11 protein-coding genes and 1 pseudogene are annotated in these 14,360 nt (G+C 60.0%); all 12 read left to right on the top strand.

The window, feature by feature from the left end; translation table 11 throughout:
* Positions 1–378: pseudogene (locus BS300_RS17800) on the top strand (type VI secretion system tip protein VgrG); the annotation flags it as partial.
* Positions 379–552: 174 nt separating this feature from the next.
* The gene (locus BS300_RS17795; protein ID WP_071914368.1) at positions 553–1,926 is read left to right on the top strand and encodes an SEL1-like repeat protein; all 1,374 of its coding nucleotides are present in this window, start codon (positions 553–555) and stop codon (positions 1,924–1,926) included.
* Positions 1,927–2,617: 691 nt separating this feature from the next.
* Positions 2,618–3,121: a type VI secretion system contractile sheath small subunit gene (tssB, locus tag BS300_RS17790; RefSeq protein WP_033114640.1), complete on the top strand. Its 504-nt coding sequence runs from the start codon at positions 2,618–2,620 to the stop codon at positions 3,119–3,121.
* A 38-nt stretch (positions 3,122–3,159) separates the two neighbouring features.
* Positions 3,160–4,641, top strand: coding sequence for a type VI secretion system contractile sheath large subunit (gene tssC, locus BS300_RS17785; protein WP_033114641.1), 1,482 nt, complete (start codon positions 3,160–3,162; stop codon positions 4,639–4,641).
* A 6-nt stretch (positions 4,642–4,647) separates the two neighbouring features.
* Positions 4,648–5,079 carry a type VI secretion system baseplate subunit TssE gene (tssE, locus tag BS300_RS17780; protein ID WP_041210862.1) on the top strand — a complete coding sequence of 144 codons (432 nt, stop codon included), beginning with the start codon at positions 4,648–4,650 and terminating at the stop codon, positions 5,077–5,079.
* 3 nt (positions 5,080–5,082) lie between these two features.
* Positions 5,083–6,849 carry a type VI secretion system baseplate subunit TssF gene (gene tssF, locus BS300_RS17775; RefSeq protein WP_071914366.1) on the top strand — a complete coding sequence of 589 codons (1,767 nt, stop codon included), beginning with the start codon at positions 5,083–5,085 and terminating at the stop codon, positions 6,847–6,849.
* Positions 6,813–7,811: a type VI secretion system baseplate subunit TssG gene (gene tssG, locus BS300_RS17770; RefSeq protein ID WP_033114704.1), complete on the top strand. Its 999-nt coding sequence runs from the start codon at positions 6,813–6,815 to the stop codon at positions 7,809–7,811. The genes tssF and tssG overlap by 37 nt, the downstream gene beginning before the upstream one ends.
* A 2-nt stretch (positions 7,812–7,813) precedes the next feature.
* Positions 7,814–9,043, top strand: a complete 1,230-nt coding sequence (gene tagH, locus BS300_RS17765; RefSeq protein WP_071914363.1) for a type VI secretion system-associated FHA domain protein TagH — start codon at positions 7,814–7,816, stop codon at positions 9,041–9,043.
* Positions 9,043–9,558 (top strand): type VI secretion system lipoprotein TssJ, encoded by a 516-nt coding sequence (tssJ, locus tag BS300_RS17760; RefSeq protein ID WP_041210858.1) that lies wholly within the window; start codon positions 9,043–9,045, stop codon positions 9,556–9,558. The genes tagH and tssJ overlap by 1 nt, the downstream gene beginning before the upstream one ends.
* Before the next feature lie 2 nt (positions 9,559–9,560).
* The gene (gene tssK / locus BS300_RS17755) at positions 9,561–10,895 is read left to right on the top strand and encodes a type VI secretion system baseplate subunit TssK (protein WP_041210857.1); all 1,335 of its coding nucleotides are present in this window, start codon (positions 9,561–9,563) and stop codon (positions 10,893–10,895) included.
* 23 nt (positions 10,896–10,918) lie between these two features.
* A complete protein-coding gene (gene icmH, locus BS300_RS17750; RefSeq protein WP_033114647.1) occupies positions 10,919–11,698 on the top strand; it encodes a type IVB secretion system protein IcmH/DotU in 780 nt (259 codons plus the stop codon).
* 19 nt (positions 11,699–11,717) lie between these two features.
* On the top strand, positions 11,718–14,360 hold the full coding sequence (gene tssH, locus BS300_RS17745) for a type VI secretion system ATPase TssH (protein ID WP_071914360.1): 2,643 nt from the start codon (positions 11,718–11,720) through the stop codon (positions 14,358–14,360).

The raw sequence follows: 14,360 nt of genomic DNA, 5'->3' as shown, positions 1-14,360 counted from the left end.
GACCTGAACGTGCTTATCGAAAACGATGCTGCGTGGCACATCAAACACGACGAGCATCGCGACATCGACAACGAGCGGGTCACACGCATCAAGGCCAATGACCACCTGACGGTGGAGGGTGAAAAGCGTGACCAGATCAAGGCGGACTACTCGCTCACGGTCGATGCCTCCATGCACCAGAAGCTGGGGCAAAGCTGGCTTGCTCAGGCGGGGCAGGAGATGCACGTCAAGGCCGGTGCCAAGGTGGTGCTGGAGGCTGGGTCAGAGATCAGCGTCAAGGTCGGAGGCTGCTTTATCAAGGTCGATGGGGGCGGGGTCACCCTGGTTGGTCCTACCATCAAGATGAACTCGGGCGGTGCTGCCGGCTCTGGCTCCGGGTGTTCGACCCAGGCGCCTCTGTTACCCAAAGCCGTCGTGCCGGAACCTCGCTAGAGGTGCTGATGCTGCGCGGCATCCATCTTCTCATTTACGGGTGTTTCGGGTGGTGATGATTTCATATCGTCATTGCCCGGCACCTTTCGTTCGTTATTTTTACTTATGCAAAAAAGCAAAATGAATAAAAAAAATTTATGGTGCGTGCTTGCGGTCGCTCTGCTCGCCGGTTGTGCCACGACAAACTCGTCTGTGAGTGATGCCGAGCTTGCTAAAGAGGCAAAACAGGGCAATGGCAAGGCGCAGTATGAACTCGCCAAACGGCTGGCGGCACAGCCGGACTATCCGCAAGCCATGCACTGGATGCAGCAGGCGGCAGGTCAGAGTGGCCCTCTGGCTGCCGATAACAAGGTGCGCGGAGCTGCCGCTCTGCAGGTTGGCCACTGGTATCAGCTGGGATTGGGCGAGCCGAAAAGCCCGCAACTGGCGGAACAGTGGTGGCAACGGGCATCCCGACTGGGCAATCGTGAAGCCAGCTATCAGTTGGGTCTTGCCTGTCGCAGCGAACATCAGGGCAAGCTGGCAAGTGACTGTCTCGACTGGTTTGAACGGGCGGCCAGGCAGGATCACGCTGGTGCCCAGTTGATCCTGGGTGAATGGTATGCCAGCCAGCCGGGTGCCGATCAGGATGCCATCGAGTGGTTGGAAAAGTCAGCCGAGCAAGGTAACCGCGATGCCCAGTATCAGCTTGCGCTGCGTTATCAACAGGGAAAGGGGGTGGTCAAACGTCCCGATATTGCCATGCGCTGGTTCGAGAAGGCGGCAGCCCAGCAGCACCCGGATGCTCTCTATGTCCTTGCCACCGAGGCAAGCCCCAGAACGGCATTCGAGGCCTATCAACGCGCCGCCAATGCCGGTTCTGCACCAGCCCAGCTCTGGCTTGGCATGGCCTATCTGGCGGGGGAACAGGTCACAGCCGATCCGGCTCTGGGACGCTACTGGCTGGAGTTGGCGGCAGGTAACGGCGCTCATGAAGCGGAGTACCAGCTTAGCCTGCAGCAGAGCGATGCATCGTCGCGGGAGCACTGGTTGTCGCTGGCGGCACAAGGTGGGATCAGCAAGGCACAGGTCGAGCTGGCCACTTTGCAGCAAGAGCGGGGGGAGCTGGAGTTGGCTCGTGAGGGGTTCGCGCTGGCCAGCAAACAGGGAGAGCTCGATGCTCAATACGCCTATGGCGAGATGCTGCGTCTCGGTCAGGGGGGCAAGGAGGATTATGGTCTCGCCCTGAAACAGTACCGGCTTGCGGCTAATGCCGGACATCGGGAGGCGCAATATCGCATGGGGATGATGCGGGATCAGGGACTGGGTGCCCCACGCAACAGACTGCATGCTTATGCATGGTATTTGCTGGCTGCCACCGACGGTAACAAGGAGGCAACCCAGGCGAGAAATGAACTGGAAAAAGAGATGACCGAAAAGGAAAAAAGCGCTGGTCAAAAATTGGCGCAGCACTGGTTTGATCGTCTTGCCAAAGGTAAACAACTGGACAGTTGATAAGCAATATGTTGATGGGGGAGTCGGCGTATCCCACTCTTCCTGATAATGGTGTTTATGAATTTAATTATCAGTGAGCAGCCTTGGTGTGCTCTTATTGATTGTCTGATAGCTGATTTTTGCTCATTGATTGTGCGGGATGATGTGAGCAAGATACGCTGATTCTCTTGAAGAGGTGGACGACAGAAACTGTCGTCCACCTCTTTTTTTGTCATTTTTTTTTGGGAGTTTTCTGACGGCAAATTCAGCTATTGCGGTTGGCTTTTTTGAGTGGAGGTTGTTATTTTTTATTGCAATAAATGCGTGCAATAAACATACCGGCGTTTACTTATAAGTTATTGATTTCATTGATTTGTGTTTTGATTTTAATTTGTTTTTTGCTTGGTTGATAGAAATGAATCATTGACTTGACAATATATGGACATATACCATGCGGCGCAAATGGCTCTTAAGCCAAAATGACCTCAAACAAAGAGTTGAGGCGTATCGGGTTGTATAGATAACAAGATGGATATTGTGTTTTTGATTATTAGAGCAATTGCTTGAGATATATCGAAAACGCATCCTTGGTCGATGCTATTGCCACCGAAAATAGCGATGGCACCGTCAACTGTCATTTTTTACAGTTGCCGGATAAAGCGTTGACTATAAGCTTTGTGGCCTTGTTGGCCCTTAACTTGGTATTTAGAGCATGGGAAAAGGAATTGACGGCGCCACTGTTGCGCCCAAAGAGCGTATCAATATCAAATATGTACCGGCAACCGGTGGTCAGCAGGCGGAAATAGAACTTCCGCTGACTATGATGGTGGTTGGTAATATGAAAGGGCGTACCGAAGAAACCCCTATCGAGGAGCGCCAGACCGTCTCCATCGACAAGAATAATTTCTCTTCAGTCATGAAAGAATCCGCGCTGGAACTGAAGTTTTCCGTTCCCAATCGCCTGGAAGAGAACAGCCAGGACGAGATGCCGGTTTCGATCAAGATCCAGTCTTTGGAAGATTTCACCCCGGATAGCGTTGCCCAGCAGGTTCCCGAGCTGCGCAAACTGCTTGAACTGCGCGAAGCACTGGTTGCCCTGAAAGGGCCGCTGGGGAATATCCCTGCCTTCCGCAACCGCCTGCAGGATCTGCTGTCCAGTGATGAAGCCCGCGAGCAGCTGCTCAAGGAGCTGGATTTGATTAAGCCTGCCGAGTGATCGCCGGGTTGGATTGACTGAACGAGAAAGGAAAAAACATGTCTTTGGTCGAAGAACAGGTTCAAGCGGGGGCAGCCGTCGCCTCCTCGTCCTCCCTGCTGGACGAAATCATGGCGCAGGCTCGCATCACGCCGGTGGATGAGGGTTACAGCGTCGCCAAGCAGGGGGTTGCAGCCCTGATCGCCAATATTCTGGATAGCGGTTCAACCGCCGAGCCGGTCAACAAGGCGCTGGTTGACAGCATGATTGTCGAGCTCGACAAGAAGCTGAGCAAGCAGATGGACGTCATCCTGCACGCCAAAGAGCTGCAGGAGATGGAGTCTTCCTGGCGCTCCCTGAAGCTCTTGGTGGATCGCACCGATTTTCGCGAGAACATCAAGATCCAGGTGCTGCACGCCACCAAGGAAGAGCTGCTGGAAGATTTCGAGTTCTCGCCCGAGATCACCCAGTCCGGTCTCTACAAGCATGTCTATTCAACCGGCTACGGTCAGTTCGGCGGTCAGCCGATCGGTGCCGTAATCGGTGACTACGCCTTTACCCACAGCTCACCCGACATCAAGCTGATGCAGTATGTCAGTGCCGTCGGTGCCATGGCCCACGCCCCCTTCATCTCCTCTGTCGCCCCCGCCTTCTTCGGCGTTGACAGCTTCACCGATCTGCCCTCCATCAAGGATCTGAAATCGGTGTTCGAAGGACCGGCTTACACCAAATGGCGTTCCCTGCGCGAATCGGAAGATTCCCGCTATCTGGGGCTGACTGCGCCGCGTTTCCTGGCCCGTCTGCCCTACGATCCGACCGAGAACCCCATCAAGGGCTTCAACTACAAGGAAGATATCAGCTCGGATCACGACCACTACCTGTGGGGCAACACTGCCTATCTGATGGGTACTTCCCTGACCGACAGCTTCGCCAAGTACCGCTGGTGTCCGAACATCATCGGCCCGCAGAGCGGTGGTGCCATCCACGATCTGCCGGTGCACGTCTATGAGGCGATGGGTCAGCTGCAGGCGAAGATCCCGACCGAGGTGCTCATCACCGACCGTCGCGAGTATGAGCTCTCCGAAGAGGGTTTCATTACCCTGACCATGCGCAAGGACAGCGACAACGCCGCCTTCTTCTCTGCCAACTCGGTACAAAAGCCCAAGGTGTTCCCCAACACCAAAGAGGGTAAAGAGGCGGAGACCAACTACAAGCTGGGTACCCAGCTGCCCTACATGTTCATCATCAACCGTCTGGCGCACTACATCAAAGTGCTGCAGCGCGAGCAGATCGGCTCCTGGAAGGAGCGCCAGGATCTGGAGCGCGAGCTGAACGGCTGGATCAAGCAGTACGTTGCCGATCAGGAGAACCCGCCGGCAGACGTGCGCAGCCGTCGTCCCCTGCGTGCAGCCCAGATCAAGGTGCTGGATGTGGAAGGCGAGCCGGGCTGGTATCAGGTCGCCATGGCCGTGCGCCCGCACTTCAAGTACATGGGGGCGAGCTTCGAGCTCTCTCTGGTAGGTCGACTGGACAAGGAATAATGACCGATGCCGTATCTCTCTTCCTGGGATAGAGGAAATACGGCCAGTCTGTTTGATCGCATCCGGGGGGAGGGGCATGGCTCCTCCCCCCGTTCGGAAGTGGAGGTGCTGGTCGATTCCGTAAAACGGCAACTCGATCAGATCCTCAACACCCGTCCCGGCAACTGCCGCAGCGCGCCCGATCTGGGGGTCATCGATCTCAACGATGCCACCCAGGGGAGCGCCGATATCAAGGGACGGATCCGGGAGGCGATCCGGCAATGCATCCGTCGGTACGAACCGCGGATCGTGCATGTGGATGTACGTTCACCCGACTATCAGTCGAGCCCGCTCGAGATGTCGTTTATGGTGACCGCCCACGTCAGGCTGGAACATATCGATCACGTTACCTCGTTCAACGTCCATATGGACAGTCACCGTCACTACCGCATGGTCTGATCAATGTCGCTGGAACATTACTTCAGGGATGAACTGGCTTTTTTGCGCCTGCAAGGGCGCGAATTTGCCACTGCCTATCCCGAACTCACCCGCTTTCTGTCGGAGCAAAATAGCGATCCGGACGTGGAGCGCCTGCTGGAAGGGTTCGCCTTTCTCACGGGCAACCTGCGCGCCAAGATTGAGGATGAGTTTCCCGAGCTGACCCACGGTCTGCTCAATATGCTCTGGCCCAACTACCTGCGTCCCGTACCCAGCATGACCATCATGCAGTTCTCGGTCATTCCGGGGGCCATTGCCCAGCCGGCGCTGGTGAGTCAGGGATGCCAGCTCGACAGCCTGCCGCAAGATGGGGTGACCTGCCACTTCCAGACCTGTCACGATGCCTGGGTCTATCCGGCAGACATCCAGCATATCTCGGCGCAAAGCGGCAACGATCTCTCCACCATCTCGCTGGATATCGCCCTGCATGCACCGCTTCCCCTGAGCGAGCTGCAACTCGACAAGCTGCGTCTCTTTCTTGGCGGCGATAGCTACACCGCCTATGAACTCTATTTCTGGCTCTCCAACCAGCTATCCCATATCGAGCTGGAGGTCGACGGCAAGCGGTTCCGTCAGGAGGCCAAGGCACTGAAACCGGTCGGTTTCGAGCGCGATGATGCGCTGTTGCCCTATCCGAACAATGTCTATTCCGGTTACCGGATCCTGCAGGAGTATTTCTGCTTTCCGGAAAGTTTCCTCTTCTTCGAGCTCTCGGGCGGCGAGTGGCCAAAGCAGCCGTTGCCGGTCAGCGAGTTCAGGATCCATTTCTGCTTCGACCGGCCGTTGCCGGCGGAGCTCAAGATCCGTCCCGACTCTTTCATGCTCAACTGCGTGCCGGCCATCAACCTGTTCCAGCACGACAGCGAGCCGGTCAATCTCAATGGCCGTCAGGCGGAATACCCCCTCAAGGCGAGCTATCGCCATGCCGACAGCTTCGAAATCTTCTCGGTCGACAAGGTCGAGGGGTGGGTCGAGGGCAATCTGGGGCGCTCGCGCGGCACCCCGCGCATCTATCAGCCGTTTGAAAGTTTCCAGCACCAGATTGAGCGGGCCAAACAGCGGCTGGCGCTCTACTACCGGGTGCGGGTCAAGGAGTCGGTGAGCGGCGATGGCTTTGAGCACAGTCTGTCGTTTGTGCGCGGGGACGAGACCATCGCCCACGATCTGGACGAATCCATCTCGGTGACGCTCACCTGTACCAACCGCTCCCGCGCTGCCCGCCTCAAGGTCGGCAGCGTCTGCGTGCCGACCGGCAGCTCCCCCTCGTTTGCCACCTTCCGCAACCTGATCCGGCCGACCCGGCCGTTGCGTCCTGCTCTCGATGGCAGTCTGCACTGGACCCTGATTTCCAACCTGTCGCTCAACTATGTCTCTCTGCTGCGACGCGATGCGCTGGTGCAGGTGCTGCGCACCTACGACTTTCCGGCGCTGCATGACAAGCAGGCGGAACAAGCATCGCGCAAACGGCTGGCGGGGATTGAGGAGATCGAAACCACGCCGGTGGATCGGCTGGTACGCGGCATGCCGGTGCGGGGGCTCAAGTCGGTGCTCTCCATTCGCCAGTCCGCCTTTGGCAGCGAAGGGGAGCTTTATCTCTTCAGTACCGTGCTGGCCCACTTCTTCTCGCTCTATGCCAGCGTCAACGCCTTCCACCTGCTTGAGGTGGTCAATCTCGATAACAAGGAGCGCTATCAATGGCCAGTCCAGATCGGTCAGCACTCCCTGATGTGACCTGCGCAGGGGAGGCCCCGCGCTTCAATTTCTTCCAGCTGGTCGAGCTGCTCAACCGGCTGGAGGGGGCGGATCAGGAGCGTGGTCTCGATCACCTGCCGGGTGACGAGAAGATCCGTTTCAAGGCGACTGCCTCCCTCGGCTTCCCGACCAGCGATGTGCTGCAATTTGGTCGCGATGAACGGGGCCGCCACGAGCTTGAGGTCGCTTTTCTCGGCCTGCACGGCAGCCAGTCGCCGATGCCCGGCTACTACCTCGACTCGCTGGCGTGGGAGTACGCCCAGGGGGAGCAGAAGCTCGGCCTCTTTCTCGACTTCTTTCATCATCGTCTGCTGACCCTGCTGCACCGGATCTGGCGCAAGTATCGCTACCACGTCCGTTTTCAGGACAACGGTGAGGATGGCTTCTCCCGCCTGATGTTTGCACTGGTGGGGCTTGGCAACGAGGCAGTCTGCCAGAGCCTGCCGGTCAACCGGGCCAAGATGCTCTCCTATGCGGGCATGCTGGCGAGCCCCAGTCGCTCACCCGAGGTGGTGGCCGGTCTGGTGGCCCACTGTTTCGATCTTGCCGAGGTAGAGGTGAGTGCCTGGCAGTGGCGCAAGGTGCCGATCCATCCGGATCAGCAAAACCGTCTGGGGGGCGCTTGCGCGACTCTGGGCGGGGATTTTGTCATCGGCGACAAGGTGAATGATTGCGCCGGCAAGTTCTTGTTGAAGATCAACAACCTGAGTTTCAGCCAGTTTCTCGGATTTCTTCCGAACGGGGAGCACTTCCAGTCGCTGGTGACCTTTGTCTCCTTCATCTTGCGCGATCAGCTGGCCTGGGATCTGCGTCTTGGCTTCGGTCAGGAGCAGGCGAAGGGGCTGCGACTCGGTGAAGAGCAGAGCGCCCGTCTGGGGTGGAGTACCTTTCTCGGCCAGCCACCGAGCGAGCCGTTTGTGACCATATGTGTGCAGGAGTGAATGTGGACGAGTTTAATCAGCAACTTTCCCTGGTGGTGCTCAACAGCGAGCAGCTCGATGGTCGCCAGCAGGTGCAGTACCGCTTCGACGAGATGGGCGGCACCTTGGGTGCTTCCGAGCAGGATGACTGGCAACTGAAGGATCGGTTGGGGGCCGTGTTGCCCGCCCATGCCCGGGTCGAGCTCAACGACGGGCGCTTTTGCCTGTGCGATCTGAGCGGCCAGACCTATATCAACGGTGCCACCTCGCCCATCGGACGGGCCCGCAAGGTGCATCTGGAGCAGGGGGATGAGCTCATCGTCGGCCCGTTCCGCCTGCGCGCCTATCTGGGGGCCATTACGCCGGAGCAGAGCCTGCATCAGGTGCTGGGAACCCATCCGGCCGAGCAGCTTGACGAGTGGCTGGCGGGCGAGGAGCCAACAGCCGGTGTGGCGGATCCGCGCCATCTCGCCGTCGACCCCTTGCTGGCCCTGCAACAGGAGCGCGCCATCAATCCGCTGGCCGAGAGCCGCATGCAGGCCGAGCTGCACCCTCAACCGGAGATGGACTCCCTCTCCCTTGCCCCTTTTTCTGCTGTCGAGAACACCATGAACCAAGAATTTCTGGATATACCCACCATCGAGAACCATCCCGATTTCATGCCGCAGGAGGGAGTCGATCATGTTGCCCTGACGCCGCTGATGCGCGGTCTGGGTCAGAACCTGCAACTGGAAGATACCCGTCAGGCGCACGACATGCTTGAAGAGATGGGCAAGACCATGCGGGCCATGGTGGAGGGACTGCTCCAGCTGCAAAACGATCAGGCGGCGCTGGCCGACAAGCACTTGCGCCCCATCGAGGATAACCCGCTGCGCCTTGGCCTTGGTTATGACGAGACCCTGGCGGTGCTGTTTGCCGAGCAGAAGAGCCCGGTGCACCTGAGCGCGCCGGCCGCGGTGGCCGAGAGCCTGCAAAACGTGCGCATTCACCACGTGGCAAACCAGCAGGCCATCAGTGCGGCGCTTGACAGCATCCTGCAGGCCTTCTCGCCGGAAGCCCTGCTCGGCCGGTTTGAGCAATACCGCCGCAGCGGCGCGCCGGGCATGGCTGATGAAGGGTGGGCCTGGAACATGTACCAGCACTACTACCGCGAGCTCACCTCTGCCCGCCAGCAGGGGTTCGACAAGCTGTTCCATCAGGTTTACGCCCAGGCATATGACCAGGCCGTGCGTCAGCAACAGGGACTGATTTGATGATACGTGCGCTGATGCTGGGGGCGGCACTGCTGACCCTCGCCGGTTGTACCACCATGGGCAAGATGGCTGACGTGGCCATGAACCCCGATATCCAGGTGGGGAGCAACAATGATCAGCCCTCTACCCTGGGGCTGAGTCTGGTCGCTGAGCCTGACGTCAACCCCAACGAGAGCGGGGAGGCAGCACCTATCGAGTTTCAGGTGGTGCTGCTGGCGGAGGATTCCAAGCTGCTTGCCACCGACTACGACCAGGTGACGGCAGATGTGGAGAAGGCCCTTGGCAAGAACTACCTCGATCATCAGGAGTACACCCTGCTGCCCGGCCAGTTCAAATACCTGCCCCCCGTCAAGCTCGACGAGAAGACCCGTTACATCGGCGTGATTGCACGTTACGCCGACCCGGACAGCGCCGAGTGGCGCAAGGTCATCAAGATCAAGAGCAAGGGAATGGCCTATCAAATCCTGGTGCACCTGCGCCTGGATGAAGTGGAACTACAAAAAGAAGAAGAATAACCATGTCGAGTCGAAATCGGGTTATCTGGCGTGAAGGGCTCTTTATCAAGCCCCAGCACTTCCAGCAGCAACAGAGACATTCGGATTACGCGCTGCACGCTCGCCTGAGCGCGCTCAGCGACTACTTCTATGGCTTGCAGTCGCTCGCCATCAATGAGGATTACCTCGGCTTTGGCCGCATCGCGCTGGTGGGGGCCACCGGCATCCTGCCGGACGGTACCGTGTTCAACATCCCGAACGACGATATGCTGCCGACCCCGCTGGAGATCACCGACGCTTCGGTCGCCAACCAGAAGGTCTATCTGGCGCTGCCGCTCTCGGTGAGCGGGGTCAACGAGGTGGGGCAGGGCGGTCAGGTCGCTACCCGACTGCAGGCCCATCGCCACGATGTGCGCGACCTGCACAGCGAAGGGGGGGATGTGGTCTCCCTCGAAGTGGGGCGGGTCAGCCTGCGCCTGATGCTGGAGCGGGAAGATCGCAGTGCCTATGCGTCCCTGGCCATTGCCCGCATTCTGGACAAACGTCCGGACGGCGGTCTGGTGCTGGATCCCAACTTCATGCCCTGCAGCATCAGCGTCTCCGCCATCCCGACTCTCAAGCGCTTCCTCGGCGAGTCGGCTGGCCTGGTGGCCGAGCGGGCTCGCAGCCTCTCCCAGCGCATCGCGGCGCCGGGTCAGCAGGGGGTGGCCGATGTGGCCGAATTCATGATGCTGCAGCTGCTCAACCGTGCCCAACCCCAGCTATCACATCTGGCGCGCCTTGGTACCCTGCACCCCGAGCGGCTGCATGAGGCGCTGGTGCAGCTGTGCGGCGAGCTGATGACCTTTACCGACGAGTCCCGCTTGCCGCCTGAGTTCCCCGCCTATCGTCACGACGATCAGCAGGTGAGCTTCGAGCCGGTGATGCTGGCCCTGCGTCAGGCACTCAGTACCGTGCTGTCGCCGCGCGCCGTCTCCATCCAGCTGCGCAAGCACCAGTACGGCATCATGGTGGCTATGGTGAGCGAGAGCGAGCTGATGCAGAGCGCCGACTTCGTGCTGGCAGTGCGTGCCCGCATGCCGCAGGAGCAGCTGCGCAAACAGCTGCTGCAGCAGACCAAGGTGGCCTCCAGCGACAAGATCCGCGAGCTCATCAGCCTGCAACTGCCGGGGATTCCGCTGCTGCCGCTGCCGGTGGCGCCGCGCCAGCTGCCCTACCACGCCGGTTACAGCTACTTCCAGCTCGACCGTCAGAGCCCGGCCTGGCAGATGCTGGCAGTGGGCAACACGCTCGCCTTCCATATCGCCGGCGATTTCCCCGAGCTCGACATGCAGCTCTGGGCCATTCGTAGCCAGTGATCGCACCAAGGAAACATGCAGAGATGACCACGGACATTATCAAGAACGAGCAACTCAGCGACCTGCTGTTCGATCATGCCGAGCAGCTGGACATGGATTCGGACTACTGGTTCCGCCTGCGTGGCCAGAGCATCAACCCGATGATCGATGCGGTGACCCCCCTGTTGGGGCTGGTGCAGCGGGTGCGCCTGCTGTCCCGTTACGATCGGGTGCCCGAGCTCTATCAGCAGGTGGTGACCGAGATCCAGGCCATCGAGCAGGAGTTGATGGCTCAGGGTTACGAGAATGGCGTCGTCCTCTCGTTTCGCTACATCCTCTGCACCTTCATCGATGAGGCCGTGATGGGCCGCGACTGGGGCAGCCAGAGCGAGTGGTCGGAACATTCGCTGTTGACCCGTTTCCACAACGAGACTTGGGGCGGCGAGAAGGTGTTCGTCCTGCTGGCCCGTCTGCAGGAGGATCCGGAGCGCTACCGCGACATTTTGGAGTTCATCTATCTCTGCCTCTGTCTCGGTTTCGAGGGGCGTTACAAGGTGATGAGCCAGGGGCGCGAAGAGTTCGAGCGTATCGTCCGCCAGCTGCACAAACAGCTCGCCCCCGAGAGCAGCGGCGAGGCACCCAGCGTGTTTCACCTCGACCTCGGTCGGCAGGCGGCCCGCTACCAGCTGCGCAAGCAGGTCTCCCTGCGCACCCTGTTCATGGGAGGGGCGCTGATCCTGGCCATCATCTTTGGCCTCTATCACCACCAACTCAATAACCAGACCCAGGACGTACTGCGTCAACTGGGCGAATTATTAAAATAAGTACTAAGGAGAGCACGCCTTGATCCGTATAGAACTGCCAGTACTGGTGGAAAGACTCAACCCTATCTGCCGTCACATGCTGGAGGAGGCCGCGGCCCTCTGTGTCAACCATCAGGGAGCCGAGATCCGCATCGAGCATCTGCTGCTCAAGATGCTGGATACGCCGCTCAGCGATGTCCGTATTATCTTCAAACGCGCCGACGTGGAAGTGGAGGAGCTCAAAACCCTGCTGCAACCGTCCGCTGCCGACAACGGCTATGGCCAGGGTTATCCCTCCTTCTCGCCGCTGCTGGTCGAGTGGCTGCAAGACAGCTGGCTGCTCGCCTCCGCCGAGATGCAGCATGCCCAGCTGCGCAGCGGCGTCATGCTGCTGGTGCTGTTGATGACCCCGCAGCGTTACCTGCCGGGCTCGGTGACCCGTTTGCTGGCCAACGTCAATCGAGAGCTGCTGCGCCAGCAGTTCGACGAGTGGGTCAAGGAGTCTGCCGAGACGCCAGTGACCAGTCCGGCCAATGGCAACACGGCACCGGCAGCACTGCCGACCGACGCTACCCTGCTGGCCCGCTTTACCGTCAATGTGACCGAGCAGGCCCGTCAGGGGTCGCTTGATCCCGTACTCTGCCGGGATCACGAGATCGATCTGATGATCGACATCCTCTCCCGTCGCCGCAAAAACAACCCCATCGTGGTGGGCGAGGCGGGCGTCGGTAAAAGCGCCCTGATCGAGGGGCTGGCCCTGCGCATCGTGGCGGGTCAGGTGCCCGAAAAACTGCGCGGGGTCGAGCTGATGACGCTCGATCTCGGTGCCATGCAGGCGGGCGCCTCGGTCAAGGGGGAGTTCGAGAAGCGCTTCAAGGGGGTGATGCAGGAGGTCAAGGAGTCGGTGCGTCCGGTCATCCTCTTTATCGACGAGGCACACACCCTGATCGGGGCCGGCAACCAGGCCGGCGGCATGGATGTCTCCAACCTGATCAAGCCGGCGCTGGCCCGTGGCGAGCTGCGCACCATCGCCGCCACCACCTGGAGCGAGTACAAGAAGTATGTCGAGAAGGATGCGGCGCTCTCCCGTCGCTTCCAGCTGGTCAAGGTGAGCGAACCCAATGCCGATGAGGCGACGGTGATCCTGCGCGGTCTGCGCAGCATCTACGAGAAGGCCCACGGGGTACTGATCGACGAGGAGGCACTGCAAGCTGCGGCCCAGCTCTCTGCCCGCTACATCTCCGGCCGTCAGTTGCCGGACAAGGCGATCGACGTGCTCGATACCGCCTGTGCCCGAGTTGCCATCAACCTCACCACGCCGCCGCGCGCCGTCAGCCATCTGCAAAACGAACTGCGCCAGCGCGAGCTGGAGATCCGCCAGCTGGAGCGTCAGCGTCTGATCGGGTTGGGTGACAACGAAGAGCGCCTCGCCGAGTTGCAGGAAGAGCAGCTGCGTTGCCGCGAATCGCTGGCGGAGCAGGAATCCCGTTGGCAGCAACAGCAGGGTCTGGTTCACCGGATTATCGAGCTGCGTGCCGCTCTCCTGGCAGATCAGCAGGATGAGATGCTGGCCAGAGAGGCGCTGGATCTCGCCGATGCCCCGCTCGATCCGCAAGCGGCTGCCGAGCAGCTGGCCACCCTCGAGAGCGAGCTGGCCGACCTGCAGCAGGGAGAGGTGCTGGTCTCCGCTCATGTCGACAAAACCCAGATTGCCGCCGTCATCGCCGAGTGGACCGGAGTGCCGCTCAATCGTATCTCCCAGGGGGAGCTCGATGTGGTGACCCGTCTGCCGGAGTACCTTGGCGATCTCATCAAGGGGCAGGATGTGGCGGTGGCCCACCTGCACAAGCACCTGCTGACCGCGCGCGCCGATCTGCGTCGTCCCGGCCGTCCGCTGGGGGCCTTCCTGCTAGTAGGCCCGAGTGGGGTCGGCAAGACCGAAACCGTGCTGCAGATTGCCGAGCTGATGTTTGGCGGCCGCCAGTATCTGACCACCATCAACATGTCCGAGTATCAGGAGAAACACACGGTTTCCCGTCTGATCGGCTCGCCTCCCGGCTATGTCGGCTTTGGCGAGGGCGGCGTGCTGACCGAAGCCATTCGCCAGAAACCCTACTCGGTGGTGCTGCTGGATGAGGTGGAAAAAGCGCACCCAGATGTGCTCAACCTCTTCTATCAGGCGTTCGACAAGGGCGAGCTGGCTGATGGGGAAGGGCGGATCATCGACTGCAAGAACGTGGTCTTCTTCCTCACCTCCAACCTCGGTTTCCAGACCATCGTCGAGCACGCCGAGCAGCCAGACGTGCTGCTGGATGCCCTCTATCCGGAGCTCGCTGCCTTCTTCAAGCCGGCCCTGCTGGCGCGGATGGAGGTGATCCCCTATCTGCCGCTCGGTCACGACACCCTGGTGCAGATCGTGGGGGGCAAGCTCAACCGGCTGGTCAAGCTGCTCAAGGAGCGTTTCGGCACCGAGGTGGAGCTCGATGGCGAGGTGGCCGAAGAGATCCTGCTGCGGGCCAACCGCAGCGAGAACGGTGCACGCATGCTCGAATCCGTCATCGACGGCGCCCTGTTGCCGCCGGTCTCCCTGCAACTGCTGCAGCGTCTCTCGGCCGGTGAGCCCATCAACCGGGTTCGCTTCTCTGTGGTCGATCACCAGTTCGTGGCCGAGGTGGAGGGCTGA

The organism is Aeromonas sp. SCS5, from assembly GCF_001887375.1.
GTDB classification, from domain to species: Bacteria; Pseudomonadota; Gammaproteobacteria; order Enterobacterales; family Aeromonadaceae; genus Aeromonas; species Aeromonas jandaei.
Note: the sequence above shows the minus strand (reverse complement) of the source record. Positions and strands in the feature narration are given on the sequence as shown.

Bases quoted from the DNA above. Each gene is read 5' to 3' on its own strand.
- tssK (WP_041210857.1), top strand. From the start codon at position 9,561: ATGTCGAGTCGAAATCGGGTTATCTGGCGTGAAGGGCTCTTTATCAAG.
- tssE (WP_041210862.1), top strand. From the start codon at position 4,648: ATGCCGTATCTCTCTTCCTGGGATAGAGGAAATACGGCCAGTCTGTTT.
- tssB (WP_033114640.1), top strand. From the start codon at position 2,618: ATGGGAAAAGGAATTGACGGCGCCACTGTTGCGCCCAAAGAGCGTATC.
- tssG (WP_033114704.1), top strand. From the start codon at position 6,813: ATGGCCAGTCCAGATCGGTCAGCACTCCCTGATGTGACCTGCGCAGGG.
- icmH (WP_033114647.1), top strand. From the start codon at position 10,919: ATGACCACGGACATTATCAAGAACGAGCAACTCAGCGACCTGCTGTTC.
- tssC (WP_033114641.1), top strand. From the start codon at position 3,160: ATGTCTTTGGTCGAAGAACAGGTTCAAGCGGGGGCAGCCGTCGCCTCC.
- BS300_RS17795 (WP_071914368.1), top strand. From the start codon at position 553: ATGAATAAAAAAAATTTATGGTGCGTGCTTGCGGTCGCTCTGCTCGCC.
- tssF (WP_071914366.1), top strand. From the start codon at position 5,083: ATGTCGCTGGAACATTACTTCAGGGATGAACTGGCTTTTTTGCGCCTG.
- tssJ (WP_041210858.1), top strand. From the start codon at position 9,043: ATGATACGTGCGCTGATGCTGGGGGCGGCACTGCTGACCCTCGCCGGT.